Consider the following 18866-nt stretch of genomic DNA (forward strand, 5'->3'; position numbering starts at 1 on the left):
GTCGGGGGATGTTCCGCGCCCGTGCACACTGGTGGCTGCTCGCGTTGCTCGTTCTGGTGGGAGGGTGCCGCTGCGGCGACGACCCCAACGTGGGCAGTGCGAGCGCCAGCTTCCGGCCGCAGGAAGAGGTCATGGACTTCGGCCGGGTGCTGGAGGGCACCCAGATGCGCGGCTCGCTGACGCTGGTGGCCACCGGCCGCGCGGGCGTCACGGTGGAGGCGGTGACGGACGCGCCCTTCTTCGTGGTGGTGTCCCAGATTGTCGTCGAGGGCAGCGGCACGGGCACGGTGGACGTCCTGTTCTCCGCGGGCAACACGCCGGTGGAGGGCGAGCTGGTGCTCACCTCGGGGCGCACCACCGCGAAGGTGAAGCTCATCGGCGTGGGCGTCCGTCCGCAGCCATGCGTGCCGACGGGCGAGTGCCGAGACTCGCGCTTCGACCTGGCGTCCGGCCAGTGCATCGAATCGCCGCAGGCGGACGGAGCGTCGTGCATCCCGGGCAGCCGCTGCCAGGAGAACGGCCGCTGTCAGGCGGGTGTCTGCGTGGGGCAGCCGCGCACGTGTGATGACGACAACCCGTGCACGGTGGACAGCTGTTCTCCGACGCAGGGCTGCGTGACGGAGCGCGTGACGTGCCCGCAGTCGAGCGACCCGTGCAAGGTGGGCGTGTGCGACCGCAACGAGGGCTGCAAGGAGGTGGACGTGGCGGACTTCAGCCCCTGCGGCGCGGTGAGCTGCAAGGCGGCGCGGGTCTGCTTCAGCGGCACGTGCCGGACCGTGACGCCGCCGGACGGCTTCGTCTGCTCGCCGGCCACGCCCTGCCAGGACGAGGGCAAGTGCAGCGCGGGCGAGTGCCTGCGCCCGGACGCGGGAGACCTGGAGTCCGTCTTCAGCGCGGAGCTGGGGGGCGCGCCCGTCGCGGAGGACGGAGGGCCGGTGCTGCTGGTGGACGACGGGACGGTCTACGCCTCGGTGTGCGGTGAGGACGCGGGCTGTCGGCTCGTCGCGTACACGGAGAGCGGACTGCTGCGCTACGCGTCGCCCTATGAGGACGGGGGCGCGAGGACGTTGCTCGCGGCCTCGGACGCGGGCGTGGTGGTGCTGGCACCGGAGGTCCTGGAGGCATACGCGCCCCGAGGCCTGGGTGAGCTGCGCTGGCGCACGTCGCTGGCCTTCGCCGATGCGGCGCAGGATGGAGGAACCCCGGAGGGAGTGCCCGGCACGGGAGCGGGCAGGGTGGCGCTCACGAAGGAAGGGGACGTGCTGACGTACGTCACGTGGACCGGCGACGCGGGCACGGAGCCGCTGCGCTCCCGGCTCGTGTTGCTGAGCGCGGACGCGGGAGCACCGCTGGCGATGGGACCGGAGGAGGACGGAGGTGGCGTGGCAAGGCTCGCCGTGGACGACACGCGCGGCGCGTACCTCTACACGCCGTGGGATGGACGGCTGGCCTTCACGGACTGGTCACTGCCCGAAGTGGGCACGGACGCTGGGACCGCCGTTTCGCGGTTGGGTCCGTACTTGAGTGAAGCAATCGAGGACGGCGGGGTCGCGTCGCTGAGCCTTGAGTCCATCGGGCCCGGTGTTCCGGGTGGGGCACCGTCACTGGCGCTCGCGCCGGGACGGTTGCTCGTGGGCACGCGGGCCTTCGTGGACACGGATGGGGGCGTGCTCACCGCGTTGGATTGGGACGCGGGCTCGCGCACGCTGACACCCCTGGCCGAGCCCGTGCTGATGTCTCCCAGTGGCACGGTCGGTCATGCGTTCGCGCGCTCGTGCGAGCGCACCGACGGCACTCCCTGCGTCGACGCGGAGCTGCGCACCGTGCTGCGCTCGTTCAGCTCGGACGATGGCGGCGTCCTCTCGGAGGTGGACGTGCTGCCCTCGCCGCTGCTTCCTGGCACCTTCCATGAGGCCGCGCTGCTGGAGCGAAGCACCGTGGGCGTGCTCGCGGACGCGGTGCTTCCGAACGGCCAGCGTCAGGCGTGGCTGGAATGGATCGCCTTCGGCAACAAGGTCAACCAGTGCTCCCTGCCGGGCCGCGTGGAGGTCGCGGGCGCGGTGTTCGCGGGGAGCCTGCTGCACGTGGCCCTGCGCCGCGACGGCGTCTGGCTGCTGGAGTCCTATCCCGTCGGCGGGTTCGCCGAATCCCAGGGCTGGCCGCAGCGCAACGGCGGCCCCGGTGGGACGCGCCGCGCCGGGCCCTAGCCGCTGACCGCCGGATCCACCCAGAGGTCCTCGAAGCGCACCTGCGGCGGCGTCTGATGCAGCCGCAGGTTCTGCACGGAGGGCGCCGCCGCCGCGTGCGTGCGGTCGTGGTACAGCGGGATGAGCGGGCAGTCCTCGCGCGCCAGCAGCTCCGCGCGCTTGTAGAGCTGCGAGCGCAGCTCCGGGTCGATGGACACGCGCGCCTCGGCGGTGATCCGGTCCAGCTCCGGGTTGCGGTAGCCCATCGGGTACACCGTCTGCGCGCTCGAGTTGAGCAGGAAGTGCAGGAACGCGTCGGGGTCCGGGAAGTCCGCCAGCCACAGCGTGCGGAACGCCGGGACCTTCCCCTCGCGCAGGCGCGGCAGGTACTCCTCCGGGCTCATCTGTTCATGCCGCAGCTCCAGCAGCCCCGCTTGGATGAGCGGCCGGAAGAGCACCGCGTCCTCCGTGGACGTGTCGCGGCCCACCGGGTGGTGCAGGGTGAGCTGCAACCGCCGCACGCCCGCCTCGCGCAACAGCCGCTCCGCCAGCGTCAGGTCCGGCACCGGCGCGGGCCCCAGCTCCTGGTCCCCATCCAGCAGCTCCGGCGGCGTGAACGTGCGCGCCACCCGGGCCCCCGGGTGGAACTGCGCCACCACGGCCGAGATGTCCATGCCCGCGCGCAGCGCCCGCCGCACGCGCACGTCGTTGTACGGCGCCTCGTTCAGGTTGAGCCCCAGGAACGCCGTGGACGGCGTGGTGCTGGTCACCACCTGGTGCGCCTCCAGCCCCTTGGCCTCCGTGTGCTCCACATGCAGGAACGACACGAGGTCCACCTGCCCGTCCAAGAGCTGCCGCACCGCCTGGGCCCGCGTGTCCGTCATGACGAACTCCAGCCGGTCCAGCAGCGGCACCCCGCCGCGCCAGTAGGTGGCGTTGCGCTCCAGCACCATCCGGTCCGGCTGCAGGCCGACGACGCGGAACGGCCCGGTGCCCACCAGCTTCCCCGCCGCGTCCAGCTTCCCCACCGCCGTGGCCGTCAGCGCCATGAGCTGGAGGAAGAACGCCTTGGGCTCGCGCAGGCGGATCTCCAGCGTGCCCTCGTCCAGGACCTCGATGCCCGTCACCTCGCGCGCCAGGCCGCTGGAGTACTCGCGCGCGCCCTCCACGTCCTCCAGCAGGCTGCGGTCCGGCGAGCGCAGCGCCGGGTCCATCAGCCGCTCCAGGTGACGCTTCACGTCCTGGGCGGAGAGCAGGCTGCCGTCGTGGAAGGTGACGCCCCGGCGCAGGTAGAAGCGGTAGCGGCGCGCGGAAGGGTCCGCGTCCCAGCGCTCGGCCAGGTCGGGCACCAGCACGCCGTCCTCCAGCCGCACGAGGCAGGAGAAGAGGCACGCCGTCAGCTCCGCCATCTGGTTCTCGACGCTGAACAGCGGATCCACCGACTGCCGCGCGCGCAGCGAGCCCGCCTGGTGCAACCCCACCCGCAGCGTGCCGCCCGTCCGCGCCCGGGGCAGCTGGAAGCGGAACACCTCCGCCTCCAGGCTCACCGTCTCGTGGCTCAGCTGGTCGACCGTGCGGTCCAGCTCGTCACCGATGCGGATGACCCGGCGCGCGTCCTCGCGCACCTGGGCCACCTCTTCGCGGATGGACGCGTCGCCCCGGCTGAGCACCTGGTGCGCGGCGCGCAGCTCCTCGATGGCCGCGCTCAGCCGCATCACGGCCTCGGACAGGTCGCGGCCGGTGCGCGCCTGGGCCTCCGCCTTCTGGCCGGCGCTCTGGCCCACGCGCGACATCTCTTGAATCTGGCGCACCAGGTCCCGCGCGTTGCCGGACTGCTCGATGGCCATGCGCGTGATGTCCTCCACGCGCTGGGCCACGCGCTTGCTGGCCTCCACGACGGTGGCGCCCTGCGCCTCCAGTTGCTGCGTCTCCATCACCGTGGCCTCCACGGCGGCGAAGGTGCGCTGGGTGATGGCGCGGATTTCGGCCAGGGACTCGGAGGCGCGGTCGCCCAGGGCCACGCCCGCGGTGGCCTGCTCGCGCCCCTCCTGCACCAGCGCCACGGCGGTCTCCACCGCGTCGCGGATGCCCGTCACCATGGTGCCAATCTCGCGCGTGGAGCGCGTGGTGCGCTCGGCGAGGCTGCGGATCTCGTTGGCCACCACGCCGAAGGGGCGGCCGTGCTCGCCCGCCTGCGCGGCGATGATGGCGGCGTTGAGGGCCAGGAGGTTCGTCTGGTCGGCGATCTCCTGGATGACGTCCACGATGCGGCCAATCTCCAGCGACCGCGTGCCGAGCATCTCCATCAGCTCGGCCGCCTTGCGCACCGTCTCCTCCACCCGGTACATGCCCTGCACGCTGTCGCCCACCAGGGCCTCGCCGCGCTGGGCGGTGGTGGTGACGGCGACGGCCATGCTGTTGGTCTCCATGGCGCGGCGGCGCACGGCGTAGATGCCGCCCTCCACCAGCGCGACGAAGTCCTCCGCCTCCGACGCGAAGCGGCCCAGCTCGTCACCCGACGCGGCGATGTGCGTGAGCCGCTCCGTCATCGCCTGGGTGAGGCCGCTGGTGCGCTGGCTGAAGTCGTTGACGGTCTCCAGGCCGTCCACCACCTGGTGCAGCCGCTCGGTCATCTCCAGCAGCGCGCCCGTCGTCTCGTGCGCGAAGGTTTCAATGTGCTGCACGCGCTTGATGGCCACCTGGAGGCTGGTGCCGTTGCCGCCCACCGCGGAGAGCGTGCGCTCCACGGCGCCGCCCTGACGGCGCGCGGCCTCCAGCAGCATGCGGGCCTGCCCGCTCACGCCGTTGCCGGTGCGGTGCAGGTTGCTCGTCACGCGCTGCACCTGGGACAGCGCGCGGCGCAGGGACAGGATGAGGCGGCGCAGGTCCTCCTGGCCCTCGAAGCCCGTGTGGATGGGCGTGGTGAGGTCGCCCTCCGCCAGCCGGGACATCAGGTCGCGCCGCTCACGCCGGCGCATCGCCGCGAAACGGAACCACGCCAGATAGCTGCCGATGAGCCAGAGCAGCGGCACGCCGACCAGCAGCACCGCCCACCCGGCCGCGTCATCCGGCTGGCCTGTCACCCACCGCAGCAGCAGGCCCAGCAGGATGGCCGAGACCAGGGCCGCCGCCACCCCGAACGAGAAAAGGTACCGTTTGGCGCCCATGGACGGGGGTGGACGCTATCCCGCCTTCTCGCGCCGGTCCTCAATTCGACGCATGCTTCATGAGACATGAAGGCCCTCTTCGCCATCGCCATGCTGGCGCTCCCGGGAATCCCCGCCAGCACGGGCGCCGAGGCCGCCAGGACCGAAAGCCCGGCGCGGTTCGTCTTCGCATGGCGCGGCGTGCCAGTGGGAACGGTGGGGCTGTCCCTGGACGCGGGGCGGTTCACGTACACCAGCCGGCACCTGCACGTGCGCGACGGCCGCGCGGGCGAGCGCGTGCGCGAGGTGACGCTGAAGGTCGACGCGGCGGGCCACGTGCAGGTCGGGGACGCGGTGCCCCAGGCGCTGTGGCTGTGGCGAGGGCCGCCACCCGAGGGCTGCGTGAAGGGCCGCGAGGAGCTGTCCGGCCAGGAGGGCCCCCACTGCGTCACGAAGCGAAGCCCCACGGCCGCCGAGGGCACGATGCTCGGCGCACGCTTCCGCGCCCGCTACGACGACCAGGGCCAGCTCCAGGCGCTGGAGGTGGGCGACTCCCGCTTCACGCGAGCCGCCCCTGGCGAACGGCTGCGAGCCCCACCCGAGCTCTTCGCGGACGGGCTGCCCGTGGACGGCGGCGCCGAGGGCGCACTGAGGCTCGTGCAAGCCAGGCAGGCGACCTCCTTCACGGTCCCCACGCGCCTGCCGGAGATGACGGACTGGACCCCAGGTGAGGCGAGGGCCCTCTGCGCGAAGGTGCACGCGGCCTTCCCGGACAAGGGGCCCACGGCGGCGGACTGGCGCTCAGGCGGGGAGGGTGAGGCCGGAGGCTGCCTGGCCCACGCGCTGCGCTTCGCGTCCCTGGCCCGTGAGAAGGGCCAGCGGGTGGGGCTGGTGCACGGGCTGCTGGTGGTGGACGGCGGCGCCGCCCGGCCGCACGCCTGGGTGCGGGTGGCGCTGCGAGGCGGCGGGACGCTGGACCTGGACCCCACGTCCCTGGACCCCGTGCGGCCGGACACGCACCTGGCGCTGGCGCTGGTGCCGCCCGAGGGCCCCGGCCTGGAGGCCGGGGAGCGCTGGCTGTCGCTCTTGCGCGGGGACTGGCGCGTGGTGCGCGCTACTCGAACGGAATGATGGACAGCTTCGCGCCCGGCTTCACTTCCAATATCTCCTTGGCCTGGGCGGGCAGGTAGATGAGCGTGTTGTCCAGCCGGGCCTGGCAGCGCACGGAGCGGAAGCGGTTGCGGCCGGACTCGCGCTCGGCGGCGACCAGCACGTCGTCGCCCTGCAGCTCGAAGTCCTCGTCCGCCAGCTTCACCGTGCGGTAGCGGCGCACCAGGGAGATGTCCGCCGTGTCCGCCTCGAAGTGCGGGCCGCCGTCGAACGGGTCGATGCGCTCCACGTACCGGAAGCCCACCCGCTCCAGCATCCGCTGCACGCCGCGCGTGGCCGGGCCGACTTCGCCCAGCACCTTCTGCACGCGGTCCGGGAACAGCGACGCGTAGATGTCCGACGCGGGGAACAGCTCCTTGATGAACTCCTTGTTCTGGCGGCTCAGCCGGTCGGCCTCCAGATAGGTGAGCCCGGTGAACTTCTTCCCGCAGGCCTCCCACAGGAGGCTGCGCCCGTCCGGGAGCAGCGGCGGGAGCAGCTCCGCCAGCACGCGCGGCCGGAACAGCCGCCGGTGCATGGCGATGAAGAGGAAGCGCACGAAGGACAGCTGCTTGCCGGGCTTGTCCGGCGTCGCGCGGTAGGGCGGGTCCACCACCAGGCCGCCAATCTCCGTGGGGCCCTCGTAGTTGTACGCGATGGACAGCACCTTGTGCCGCAGGTGCCGCTCCAGCGAGGCGGAGTAGTGCTCGCGCTCGCTCACCTCGTAGTAGATGTGCGGCGCGTCGTACGTGCCGTGCTGGGCGATGATCATCGACGTGCCGATGATGAGGTTGTTGCGCACGTCCTCCAGCACGAAGAGGTACTCGCGCTCGAACGGGTCCTTCACCTTGCCGGCGAAGCTCTTCACCGACTTGTCGATGATGGCCTCGAGGGTTTCCTCGTTGTTCGGCAGGTTGACCGTGTTCAGCACCGCGGCAAGACGCTTCAGGCCGGGCAAATCGGTTTTCTGGACGTCTCGCAACACGAGCATGGGGCACGCTGAAGGGCGCCCCGGGAAGGGAGCGCCGGAAGGGCCCGTGACCTTACACCACGCCCCCGTCCCGTCAGCCTCCTGCATGCTCCCTTGTCAATGACGCGTTGCGTTCAGGACACCGCTCCGCCGTCCGCTCGGTGGGTACGGGCGACCCGATCCTGACGTGAAACACATCTCAAACCATTTGAGGGCCTGTCTGGCTGCATGCCCACTTGCCGGGCGTCTGGGAATGGTTTGGAGATGGAATGAAGACAGGGAATGATGCTGCTCAATCTTTGTCGAAGTTTGAAAGCAAAGTATCACGCCTTCCCCCTCCCCCAAGGATTCCTCATTGAAAGCACTGCACCTCTGGCTCGTGGTCTGTCTGCTCCCGAGCCTCGCTGCGGCGGAAATCGTCTGGCGGGGCGATTTCGAGACGGGAAACCGTTCCCAGTACAGCAAGGAACAGATGGTGAGCTCGGACCGGCTCCAGGTGGTGACGAGCCCGGTTTCGGAAGGCAAGTACGCGCTCAAGGCGACGGTGAAGCAGGGCGATGACCCCATCAACTCCAGCGGCAACCGCAATGAGCTGGTGTACCTGAGCAACGAGAAGGTGGGTTCGGAGTACTGGTACCGCTGGAAGGTGATGTTCCCGAACGACTTCCCCAGCGTGGACGCGTGGCAGCTCTTCACGCAGTGGCACCACGACGGGTGCTGCGGGTCGCCGCCGGTGGAGTTCTTCGTGAAGGGCGAGGTCATCCGCCTGTCGCTGAACGACAGCGGCACGGTGTGGACCACGCCGCTCAAGCGCGGCACGTGGCAGGAGTTCGTCTTCCACGTGAAGTGGTCCCCGGACCCGTCCGTGGGCTACGTGGAGCTGTGGCTCAACGGCGTTCAGGTGCTGAAGAAGACCAAGGCCATGACGATGTTCTCCGGCCAGAACAACTACCTGAAGCTGGGCCTGTACCGGGACGACAGCATCTCCGCGGTGGGCGTCGTCTACCACGACGGGATGATCCAGGCGACCAGCCGTGAGGACGTGTTCCCGGCGGTGCAGCCGGATCCGGATCCGGTGGTGGACGCGGGCACGCCGGTGGACGCGGGCACGCCGGTGGACGCGGGCACGCCGGTGGATCCGGTGGTGGACGCGGGCACGCAGCAGCCGGAGCCGGTGGTGGATGCGGGCACGCCGGTGGATCCGGTGGTGGACGCGGGCACGCCGGTGGACGCGGGTTCGGGCACGAGCGTGAAGCCGTCTCCGCTGGACGAGGGCGACGCGGACTTCCGCGGTGGCTGCTCGACGGGGGGTGGTTCGCTGGCCGCGTTCTCGCTGCTGGGGCTCCTGGGCCTGGCGCGGGCGCGTCGTCGCCGGAGCTGAGCGGCGGGTGAAGGACCCTCCCGCTCCGGTGTGTCCGGGGCGGGAGAGGCGGGTTGAAGGGGCCGGCGCTTCCATGCGAGGAGGCGCGGCGTGACCCCTCCCCGATGGATGTGGTGGCCGTGCTGCCTCCTGCTGTGGACCGCGTGCGCGGGCCCGGAGGTGCGAACGCCGCGAAGCTACTCCCAGGCGACGATGGACTCCGCGACGGCGGGATGCCTGCGCAACCCGGCGTGCGCGTCCCAGGTGGGGCAGGACGCCATCCTGCCGTGGCTGTCCCGGGCCACGGCCCGAGCCGCGCAGGCCGCGACGGTGATGCGCCTGTGGGAGGAGGCGGAGGTGGCCCGAGTGGAGCGCGTGCTGGTGGAGTGCGCGAAGCGGGCGAACTTCGAGGTGAACGAACGGATGCTGGGACCGGGGAAGCGGACCTCACCCGAGGTGTGCCGGGAGAAGGTGGTGGATTCGAACGGCAGGGAAATCACCCGGGCGATGCAATTGGGAGAGGCCAAGCACGCGGCGGCATTGGAGTGCGTACAGCGGGAACTGGGCGATATGGACGCGGGCCGGTTCAGCCTGGAGCCACGCTACCTGCGCGACGCGAAGACAGGACGGACGCGGTGGTTGGATCCAGCGGAGGTCTCGCGATGGCTGCGGGACGGGCTGTTCCACCTGCTCACGGGGAGCATCGCACCGGATGTGGTGCTGCACGCCTTGGGAAACCCGCTGAAGGTGCAGCGGATTTACGACTTCAAGTTCCCGTGCCCGGTGACAAACCCGCCCCGATGGGACACCTATCCCGAAGGAAGTCCCTTCGCGGACAAGCCGCAGAATGCGGTTTACCAAGAACTCCTGTCGAGTGAGCAGGCTCCACGCCTCGTTTCCCCCAATATGGGAGTCGAATGATGAGTCGACGGATACCAAGGCTGCGGGAAGGGATGGGTATCGAGGGCGAGTCCGTCGTCTTCATGCGGGAAGGCGTGAGCATCGCCTTCTACATGAGCGCTCCTCATGACGAGTTCGCTCCCGCCCTGTTGCGCTCCCTGGAGCGCTATCGCCGGGCCATCGAACCGCAGCACCTGCATTGGTACTGGAACTGTTACACGGGCGACTGGCCTGAACTGGATTCAGGCGGCGAGGCCGACCTGAGAAAGCGGATCCTGGGTTCCTCCTGCTTCATCGAGGTGACCGAGTTGGCGCACTCGGCGACAGGAGTCGCTTTCCGGTATCACGGAAGGGGGCGCGGTTCGGTTGGCTTCCGTCAGGACTATCCTGAGAGTGCTTGTACAGCGGAGTTCCGGCTGCCCACCGAATTCTTGGACGAACGCGGGCCAGAGTGGATCCGCACGCTGGCCATCGACCTGGGGCGCGAGTTGCCCTGGAACTCGGGTCACGCGGGTCTATCTCTGGAAACTCACGTTTGGCCCAAGACCCTTACGCCGCGCCTGCGTGAAGTGACCCGGCGTCACCCCGGCTTCGATTTGAACCAGTTGGACAGACTGGCCCTGTACCTGGGCTCGAAGGTCCGTGCTCCCGCGTGGCTCACGTTCCTGGGACCGCCGGTCCTGAACGAACTGGGCGGCGCGGAGGGACTGCGCTCCCGGCTGCACTCGCCTTCAACCCAGGTGGAAGCCCTGTCCCCGGACCGCGCGGTGGTGTCCCTGGGCCCTGCTCCTGAAGCAGGGGACCTGGAGGCCGGTGACACGCTGCCTGCCTACCGTGAGCTTGCCCGTGTGCTGGAGCCGTGGCTCTACGCGCACAAGGGGGCCTGGGGCGACTTCACCGAAGCCGAGGTCCGCCAGTGGGAGCGCCGCTTCCTCTGACCTCCCTGTGGCATCATCCCCGGCCTCCATGCCGCAGACGCCTCGCAAGGTCTCGCTCGTCCTGAGCTTCCAGTACCCTGGCAAGTACGCCTTCACCGTGCTCGCTGGCGCCGTGGAGGCCGACCCCGCGCTCGCGGATGTGTCGCTCCACTTTCCTCGCAGCCGCGAGGCCCTGCTGGACACCCTGCGCGCACGCGTGGACGCGGGCGACACCGTCGTCGCCGCGTGGTCCTTCTACTCCGCCAGCTTCGGCCCCTCCGTGGAGGAGCTGACCTGGGTCCGCGAACGGCTGGAGGGCCGTGACGTCCTCTGCATCGCGGGCGGTGTGCACGCCACCGCCGAAACGCTCCAGACCCTCCAGGCCGGCTTCGACCTCGTCGCCGTGGGCGAGGGCGAGCACACCCTGCGCGCCCTCCTGGCCCGCGTCCTCAAGGGCGAGGACCCCCGCACCACGCACGGCACCGCGCACCTCAAGGACGGCAAGCTCGTGCAGCACGGCCACGGCGAGGGCGTGCGCCTGGACGACTTCCCCGCGTTCGCCGTGAAGCACGTGAAGTACGGCGCCATCGAGATCACCCGCGGCTGCATCTACGCCTGCCGCTTCTGCCAGACGCCCTTCATGTCCAAGGCGCGCTTCCGGCACCGCAGCGTCGCCAACACCGCCCACTGGGCCCGCGAGCTGCTCCGCATGGGCCGGCGCGACGTGCGCTTCATCACCCCCACGTCCCTGTCCTACGGCACCGCCGACGAGACCGTGAACCTGGCCGCCGTGGAGGAGCTGCTCGCCGCCGTGAAGGAGGCCACGGCCCCGGACGGGCGCATCTTCTATGGCACCTTCCCCTCGGAGGTCCGCCCGGAGCACGTCACGCCGGAGTCCCTGGCGCTGCTCAAGCGCTACGTGGCCAACGACAACCTCATCATCGGCGGCCAGTCCGGCTCCGAGCGCATCCTCCAGGCCACCCGTCGCGGCCACGACGTGGAGACCGTGGTGCGCGCCGCGCGGCTCGCGGTGGAGGGCGGCTTCATCCCCAACGTGGACTTCATCCTGGGCCTGCCCGGCGAGGAGCCCTCGGACGTGGACGCCACCCTGGACCTCATGCAGCGGCTGTCCGACCTGGGCGCCCGCGTGCACGGCCACACCTTCATGCCGCTGCCCGGCACGCCGTTCCGCGACGCGGCCCCCGGCCGTCTGGATGCGCGCACCCGGCAGCGGCTGGACTTCCTCGCGTCCCAGGGGCGGCTGTACGGCCACTGGAAGGCGCAGGGCGTGCTCGCGGAGGCCATCGCCGCCCGCAGACAGCCGCGCGCCCGCCAGACGTAACCGTTACACTCGCGCGATGGCTGAACAGACGCCTTACTGGCTCCTCATCTCCGTGCTCTTCAGCTCCCAGCCCCTCACCCCGGCGCTGGCCATGACGCTGCACGAGGCCGCCTACGAGCTGTACTCGCGCGGCGAGGGCTCCCGCGAGGTCGCGGGCGATCTGCTCTCCGGCCGCGTGAACAACCTGCGCAAGGACGTGTCCCTGGGCGGCATCGCCGGGCCCGCCTTCGAGGCCGAAATCGAAACAGAGCGCGGCTCCGGCGTCGTCCGCTTCGTCCTCACCCGCCAGGGGCTGGAGATGATGAAGGCCCAGGAGTCCGCACCCGCCGCCCCCGCGAAGCCGAAGTACCTCAACTGAGGAAGGGGCCCCCTGGCCGCCCGGCCGCTCCCGGAACGGCACTCCGTCACCACCTTGAGGGCTCAAGGGAGGAATGGCGGCATGGACCCCAAGGACGAATACCTCAAGAAGAGCGCCGGCATCCCGCTGGACCCCAGCAAGCAGAAGGATCCGGAAGAGGACGGCGACCGGGTGCCCGCGGAAGGGCGCGCCGAGGAGCTCAACGACGTCACCGGCCAGAACGGCGGTCAGCGCACCGACGCGAACCTGCCCTGGAACGACACGCGGCACCGGCACGACGGCATCCGCGACAAGTACAGCGACGACAGCGACAAGAAAAAGCCCTGAGGTCTCCCCCAGGGCTTTCGTGAAGCGTCAGGTGCCGTGAGGCACGGCCTGGGGCGCGGGGACTACTCGCGCTCCAGGTCCACCTTCATGCCGCCCATGTGCAGGATGGACTGGGACAGGGACACCGACGACATGATGGCCAGGTCCTGGATGGCCTTCATCTCCTCGCTCTGGGGCTCCGCGCCCGCCTGCGCGCCCGCGGCCTGCTGCTGCTGGGGCTGCTGGCCCGTGACGTTCACCGGCGTGGAGGTGGCGCCCGCGGTGTAGGCGTTCACCAGCCCGCCGTGCGGCGTGGCCCCCATCTGCGCCAGCGCCGCCGACACCACCGAGCCGCCGGACAGCTGCGCGCCCGCCTTGGGCGTCTGCGCGGCCGCGCCCGACATCAGGGAGCCGAAGCGGCTGCCCGACACGGAGGTGGCGGTGTTCGTCGTGGCCGGCTGCACCCGCGGACCGGAGAGGGACGTGATGCGGTTCATGGCGGCTCCCGTCAAAGGCCCCGGTCGGCTTCCGGCACGCGTCGGGCGTGCCTTGGGGGCTTCAAGTTCGTTCTCCCCATTATCGCCCGGGCCCCCCGGAAGTTGCCTCTTCGTGTGGGAGAAAGGCGAAGGCCGCGAAATCCCGGGGGATTTTCCCCTGGGACGCCGCGGCCTTCAGGCGTTTTCAGGCGCCGGGATGATCCGCCGGGCCTAGAACTGGTGGGCCTCGGTGGACTCGTGCAGGGCCAGGGTGCTGGCGCTGCCGCCGGAGATGACCTCGGCGACCTGGTCGAAGTAGCCGGTGCCCACCTCGCGCTGGTGGCGCGTGGCGGTGTAGCCGTGCTTCTCCGCGCCGAACTCCGACTGCTGCATCTCGCTGTAGGCCGCCATGCCGCGGTCCTTGTACTGACGGGCCAGCTCGTACATGGAGAAGTTCAGCGCGTGGAAGCCCGCCAGGGTGACGAACTGGAACTTGTAGCCCATGGCGCCCAGCTCGCGCTGGAACTTCGCGATGGTGCTGTCGTCCAGGTTCTTCTTCCAGTTGAAGGACGGCGAGCAGTTGTACGCGAGCATCTTGTTGGGGAACTGCTTGCGGATGCCTTCCGCGAAGGCCTTGGCCTGCGCGAGGTCCGGGGTGCTGGTCTCGCACCACACGAGGTCCGCGTAGGGCGCGTACGCCAGGCCGCGCGCGATGGCGCACTCCAGGCCGCCCTTGATGCGGTAGAAGCCCTCGCCCGTGCGGCCCGCCGCCTTGTCGATGAAGGCGTGGTCGTACTCGTCCGCGTCGCTCATGAGCAGCTTGGCGCTGTCCGCGTCCGTGCGGGCGACCAGCAGCGTGGGCACGCCCATCACGTCCGCCGCCAGGCGCGCCGCGGTCAGCGTGCGCACGAAGTGGCTGGTGGGCACCAGCACCTTGCCGCCCATGTGGCCGCACTTTTTCTCGCTCGCCAGCTGGTCCTCGAAGTGCACGCCCGCGGCGCCCGCTTCGATCATGCCCTTCATCAGCTCATAGGCGTTGAGCGGACCGCCGAAGCCGGCCTCCGCGTCCGCGATGATGGGCGCGAACCAGTTGCGGTCCTTGCGGCCTTCGGCGTGGTCGATCTGATCCGCGCGGCGCAGGGCGTTGTTGATCTTCTTCACCACGGAGGGGACGGAGTCCGCCGGGTAGAGGCTCTGGTCCGGGTACATCTGGCCGGCGTTGTTCGCGTCCGCGGCGACCTGCCAGCCGGACAGGTAGATGGCCTTGAGGCCCGCGCGCACCATCTGCACGGCCTGGTTGCCGGTGAGGGCGCCCAGCGCGTTGATGTAGTCCTCCGTGTGGAGCAGCTCCCAGAGGCGGCGGGCGCCCAGCTCCGCCAGCGTGTAGCTCACGCGGATGGAGCCGCGCAGCTTCTCCACGTCCTTCTCGGTGTAGTTGCGCTTGATTCCCTCGAAGCGCTGGGCATGGAGCTTCGCGTGAGGGGAGGCATCGGAAGTGGTCGGCGTCGCGTCGTACATGCCAGGACTCCTCGTGCTGCGGTGAAGGGTGGAAGAAGACGTCGGTGCTGCGTTTGCAAAAAGGTCAGGACCGCGGGTCGAGGGCCTCGTAGGCCGGCAGGGTGAGGAAGTCCTCGAAGGCGGGAGCGGTGGAGAGCTGCTCGAAGAGAGCGCGGGACTTCTCCATGTGAGCCTGGCCGTAGCGCTCGACCGCACCCTCGCGGCCCATCTGCGCCATCTCCTCCGCGAGCAGCTTGCGGAACAGCTCCTGGGTCACCTTGCGGCCGTCCTCCAGCGTGGCGCCGTGGTGGATCCACTGCCACACCTGGGCGCGGGAGATTTCCGCCGTGGCCGCGTCCTCCATCAGGTTGTAGAGGGGCACGCAGCCCAGGCCGCCCAGCCACGCGGCGGTGTACTGGATGCCCACGCGGATGTTGTGGCGCAGGCCCTCTTCGGTGCGCGTGCCGGAGGGCACCTGGAGCAGGTCCGCCTCCGTGATGCGCACGTCCTCGCGCTTGTTGGCCACCTGGTTGGGGCCCTGCATCTGCGCGTCGAAGATTTCTTTCGCGACGGGGACGAGGCCGGGGTGCGCGACCCAGGTGCCGTCGTGGCCGTTCTTCGCTTCACGCAGCTTGTCCGCGCGGACCTTGGCCATCACCGCGTCGTTGGCGGCCGTGTCGCCCTTGATGGGGATGAAGGCGGCCATGCCGCCCATGGCGTGCGCGCCCCGGCGGTGGCAGGTCTGGATGAGCAGCTGCGAGTAGGCGTTGAGGAAGCCCTTGTCCATGGTGACCTGACCGCGGTCGGGCAGCACCACGGAGTCGTCGGACTGGAGCGTCTTGATGAAGCTGAAGATGTAGTCCCAGCGGCCGCAGTTGAGGCCGGCCGAGTGCTCGCGCAGCTCGTGGAGGATTTCGTCCATCTCGAACGCGGCGGGCAGCGTCTCGATGAGGACCGTGGCCTTGATGGTGCCGCGCGGGATGTCCAGCTCGCTCTGGGCCAGGTGGAACACGTCGTTCCACAGCCGGGCCTCCAGGTGGCTCTGCATCTTGGGCAGGTAGAAGTAGGGGCCCGTGCCGCGCTTCAGTTGTTCACGCGCGTTGTGGAAGAAGAAGAGGCCGAAGTCGAAGAGCGAGCCGGAGATGGGCTTGCCGTCGATGCGCACGTGGCGCTCCGGCAGGTGCCAGCCGCGCGGGCGCACGAAGAGGACCGCGTGCTTGTCGTTGAGCGCGTAGTGCTTCCCGTTCTCCGCCGTGAAGGAGATGGTCTTGCGCACGGCATCGCGCAGGTTCAGTTGGCCGCGCACCACGTTGTCCCAGGTGGGGCTGTTGGCGTCCTCGAAGTCCGCCATGAACACGCTGGCGCCGGAGTTGAGCGCGTTGATGATCATCTTGCGGTCCACCGGACCGGTGATTTCCACGCGCCGGTCCTGCAGGTCCGCGGGCACCGGGGCCACGCGCCAGTCGCCCTTCCGGATGTCCGCCGTCTCCGGCAGGAAGTGCGGGCGCTCGCCCTTGCGCCAGGCCTGGGCCACCTTCTTGCGCCGCTCCAGCAGGGCTTCCCGCCGTTCACCGAAGGTGCGGACCAGCTTCGCCACGAAGGCCATGGCCTCCTGCGTCAGCACCTCCGCGTAGTCCGGATGCCAGGGCCCCTCAACGGTCACGCCGGGGCCGAAGGCCGGGGGAGTCTGGGAGGTGCGCGCGTCCATGTCGGCTCCTGACGAGATGCGTTGTAAAAACGGCCTAACGGGCTGAAAGATGCTCCCACCGTCTAGGGATGGGAAGTCTTGGTGAATCAGAACCTGCTTGCCTGTAAGGCTGTCAACATCATCAGGATTAAATCTGTAAATCGACTGACGCAGCCGGACACAAACCCCCGGAATCACGTCACCTGGGGAGCGACGGCAATCAGGGCGGTGGGTTTCCGTAGGTAGGAATGAGACCCCCATGTGCCAAGCGGGGGCCTGACGGAGAGGTCACCTCATGGACGTCACGACACGGTGCAGGGCTTGTTCGAGGGAGCTGTCCGGGGAGGCGACGCGCTGCTCGCACTGCCGCACGCGCACGGTGCCGATGCACCGGGGCGAGGGGCGCGCGCTCCTGGGCGTCTGCGCGGCGCTGGCCCGCGAGCTGGGCGTGGATCCGGCCCTGGTGCGGGTGGCGTTCGTGCTGATGTTCTTCGCGTCCGGCGGCATGAGCGCGGGGCTCTACCTGCTGCTCTGGGCGTTCCTCCCGGCGAAGGCCCATGGGCGGGCCCCGCTGCAGGGGACACTGGACTGGGTGTCCAAGGTCGCGAACACGCCGGTGGACGACGACGCGCCCCGCTGGGAGAAGCGCGTCTGAGCTAGACGCGCCAGACGCCGGCCACGGTCTCCATGCGCTCGGCCACGCCGCGCAGGGCGTGGGTCATCCGCTGGGTGCCGTGCATGGCCTGGAGGGTGTCGTCCATCATCCGGGACAGGTCCGTGACGGCCATGAAGATCTGCGCGATGCCGGCGTTCTGCTGGATGACGGCGGCGGCGATCTGCTGGGCCGCGGACGCGTTGTCCTGGATGATGTCCCCCAGCGCGCGCAGGCTCTGGCCGCTCTCGCGCACCTGGGCCAGGCCCGCCTCGGAGCGGCGCTGGCCCTCCTCGGAGAGCGCCACGGTGTCGCGGATGCCGCCGCGGATGGCGTCCAGGATGTCGCGCACCCGGTTGGTGGCGTGGATGGATTGATCCGCGAGGCCGCGGATCTCCCGCGCCACCACGCCAAAGCCCTTGCCGTGCTCGCCGGAGCGGGCCGCCTCGATGGCCGCGTTGAGCGCGAGCATGTTGGACTGGTCCGCCAGGTCCTTCACCGTCTGCGTGATGCCGCCAATCTGGTGCGTGCGCTCGTGCAGGGTGGAGATGCCCTCGGCCAGGCGGGCCCCGTGGTCGCGCAGCTGTTCGAAGCCGTCCAGGCTGGCGTCGAGCGATAGCTGGCCGGAGCCGCCCGCCTCGCGCGCCCGTGCCACCAGGGCGAGCACTGCTTGCGAGCGCTCCGCGGCGAGCTGCGAGGTCTGCTGGATCTCCTTCGCGGTGACCTGCGTCTCCTGGATGGCGGCGCCCTGCCGGACGAGGATGCGCTCCTGCTGCTCGGTGGCCTGCGTGAGTTCTCCCACGGTCTGCCCCAGCACGCGGGTGGCCTGCTGGAGGCTGGTGGTGGACTCGCGCAGGTGGTCCATCATCCGGGAGAAGGCGGAGGCCAGGTCGCCCACCTCGTCCTGGTGGCCGCGGGACTCCACGCGCTGGGTGAGGTCGCCCTCGCGCACCACGCGGGTCACCAGCTCGCACAGGGTGGTGATGGGCCGCGTCACCCCGCGTGCCAGGGCCCAGGCGGCCAGGACGGCCAGCCCCAGCAGGGCCAGCACCGCGAGGAGGCTGAGCTGGAGGAAGCGCCTGAGGGGCAGGAAGGCCTCTTGCGCGTCCAGTGCCGCCACGAAGCGCCAGCCCTGGCTCGCGCTGAAGCGGGCGGTGTCGTCGCGGGACTCGGCCCGGACGGCGTCCACGATGGCCGGCGCGTCCGCTGTCGCGCGGGAGCTGAAGAGACGGCCGCCGTCGGGCGCGAGGACCTCCAGGGTGAAGCTCTTCTGGCCCCGGTCCAGGGAGCGCTGGAGCGCGCCCGCGACGACCTCTTCCAGCTGGCCCCAGTCATACGCGGCCAGCAGCACGCCCACGCGCGCGCCGGAGATGGGGCTGAGCACGGGCAGGGCCAGGGGCATCACCCGGCGGTCGAGGAAGGGGTCCTTCTTCGTGAGGGCGCCCGTGAGGACGCCCGCGTCCAGCCGGTCCTCCAGCGCTGTCTGGAACCAGGGCGCGGCGAGCACCTCCTTCTCGCGGCCGGCGAAGGCCTGGCGCAGCTCCGGGCGGCTCGCGGAGACGGCGCGCCCGTCGGCGGTGAACAGCACCAGCCCCGCGAAGCGGGTGTGCCGGCCATTGAGCGAGGCGAGCACCGCGTCGCTCTTGGCGTAGGTGTCGAAGAGGAGCGCGCCGCGCACGATGGCGTCCTCGGTCCATGCGCGGGCGTTCGCTTCGCGCTCGCGCAGGGAGGACTCGATGAGGTCGCGCAGGCCGTCCGCTTCCACCTGGAGGACGCCGTGCACCTGCTGCTCCAGATTGCGCCGGATGACGTGGACGCCCACCGCGACGACGGGGGTGAGGGCCGCGACGAGCAGCAGGCAGACCCACAGCGTGAGGCGGCCCCGCAACTTCAATCCGGACAGCAGGCGCATGCGTGAAG

At 70.3% G+C, this 18866-nt stretch carries 15 protein-coding genes; 9 read left to right on the forward strand and 6 right to left on the reverse strand.

From position 1 onward, the window contains the following. The first annotated feature begins 8 nt into the window (after positions 1–8). Entirely contained in the window at positions 9–2207 is a 2199-nt protein-coding gene (locus JYK02_RS36530) for a hypothetical protein (RefSeq protein ID WP_207057585.1), read from the forward strand. Here JYK02_RS36530 and JYK02_RS36535 read toward each other — a convergent pair. Continuing rightward, the gene (locus tag JYK02_RS36535; RefSeq protein ID WP_207057586.1) at positions 2204–5353 is read right to left on the reverse strand and encodes an ABC transporter substrate-binding protein; all 3150 of its coding nucleotides are present in this window, start codon (positions 5351–5353) and stop codon (positions 2204–2206) included. The genes JYK02_RS36530 and JYK02_RS36535 overlap by 4 nt on opposite strands. Positions 5354–5419: 66 nt before the next feature. Here JYK02_RS36535 and JYK02_RS36540 point away from each other — a divergent pair, with 66 nt between their 5' ends. Further along, entirely contained in the window at positions 5420–6463 is a 1044-nt protein-coding gene (locus JYK02_RS36540) for a lasso peptide biosynthesis protein (protein WP_207057587.1), read from the forward strand. Here JYK02_RS36540 and JYK02_RS36545 read toward each other — a convergent pair. Next, complete coding sequence (locus JYK02_RS36545; protein ID WP_207057588.1) at positions 6447–7472, reverse strand: arginine N-succinyltransferase; 1026 nt, start codon at positions 7470–7472, stop codon at positions 6447–6449. The two genes, JYK02_RS36540 and JYK02_RS36545, sit on opposite strands and share 17 nt — an antisense overlap. Positions 7473–7806: 334 nt before the next feature. Between JYK02_RS36545 and JYK02_RS36550 the strand changes: the two genes are divergently transcribed. From JYK02_RS36550 to JYK02_RS36575, 6 genes are all read left to right on the forward strand, one after another. Continuing rightward, the gene (locus JYK02_RS36550; RefSeq protein WP_207057589.1) at positions 7807–8832 is read left to right on the forward strand and encodes a polysaccharide lyase; all 1026 of its coding nucleotides are present in this window, start codon (positions 7807–7809) and stop codon (positions 8830–8832) included. Between the two features lie 90 nt (positions 8833–8922). Further along, complete coding sequence (locus JYK02_RS36555) at positions 8923–9732, forward strand: hypothetical protein (protein WP_207057590.1); 810 nt, start codon at positions 8923–8925, stop codon at positions 9730–9732. A 74-nt stretch (positions 9733–9806) separates the two neighbouring features. Next, complete coding sequence (locus JYK02_RS36560; RefSeq protein ID WP_347402666.1) at positions 9807–10649, forward strand: type VI immunity family protein; 843 nt, start codon at positions 9807–9809, stop codon at positions 10647–10649. Between the two features lie 28 nt (positions 10650–10677). Continuing rightward, a complete protein-coding gene (locus tag JYK02_RS36565; protein WP_207057591.1) occupies positions 10678–11970 on the forward strand; it encodes a TIGR04013 family B12-binding domain/radical SAM domain-containing protein in 1293 nt (430 codons plus the stop codon). A gap of 16 nt (positions 11971–11986) precedes the next feature. Further along, on the forward strand, positions 11987–12328 hold the full coding sequence (locus JYK02_RS36570; RefSeq protein ID WP_207057592.1) for a hypothetical protein: 342 nt from the start codon (positions 11987–11989) through the stop codon (positions 12326–12328). An 81-nt stretch (positions 12329–12409) separates the two neighbouring features. After that, entirely contained in the window at positions 12410–12655 is a 246-nt protein-coding gene (locus tag JYK02_RS36575; RefSeq protein ID WP_207057593.1) for a hypothetical protein, read from the forward strand. Positions 12656–12717: 62 nt separating this feature from the next. Here the strand turns inward: JYK02_RS36575 and JYK02_RS36580 are convergent, their stop codons facing one another. The 3 genes from JYK02_RS36580 to aceB all read right to left on the reverse strand — a co-directional run bounded on the left by JYK02_RS36580 (position 12718) and on the right by aceB (position 16315). Then, positions 12718–13131, reverse strand: coding sequence for a hypothetical protein (locus JYK02_RS36580; RefSeq protein WP_207057594.1), 414 nt, complete (start codon positions 13129–13131; stop codon positions 12718–12720). Between the two features lie 210 nt (positions 13132–13341). Beyond that, positions 13342–14628, reverse strand: coding sequence for an isocitrate lyase (aceA, locus tag JYK02_RS36585; protein ID WP_014399818.1), 1287 nt, complete (start codon positions 14626–14628; stop codon positions 13342–13344). A 64-nt stretch (positions 14629–14692) separates the two neighbouring features. After that, positions 14693–16315, reverse strand: a complete 1623-nt coding sequence (gene aceB, locus JYK02_RS36590) for a malate synthase A (protein WP_207057595.1) — start codon at positions 16313–16315, stop codon at positions 14693–14695. A 274-nt stretch (positions 16316–16589) separates the two neighbouring features. Here aceB and JYK02_RS36595 point away from each other — a divergent pair, with 274 nt between their 5' ends. Next, on the forward strand, positions 16590–16949 hold the full coding sequence (locus tag JYK02_RS36595; protein WP_207057596.1) for a PspC domain-containing protein: 360 nt from the start codon (positions 16590–16592) through the stop codon (positions 16947–16949). A gap of 1 nt (position 16950) precedes the next feature. Here the strand turns inward: JYK02_RS36595 and JYK02_RS36600 are convergent, their stop codons facing one another. After that, positions 16951–18858, reverse strand: coding sequence for a methyl-accepting chemotaxis protein (locus JYK02_RS36600; RefSeq protein ID WP_207057597.1), 1908 nt, complete (start codon positions 18856–18858; stop codon positions 16951–16953). Between the last annotated feature and the right edge of the window lie 8 nt (positions 18859–18866).

Origin of the sequence: Corallococcus macrosporus (assembly GCF_017302985.1) — a bacterium.
Lineage (GTDB): Bacteria > Myxococcota > Myxococcia > Myxococcales > Myxococcaceae > Corallococcus > Corallococcus macrosporus_A.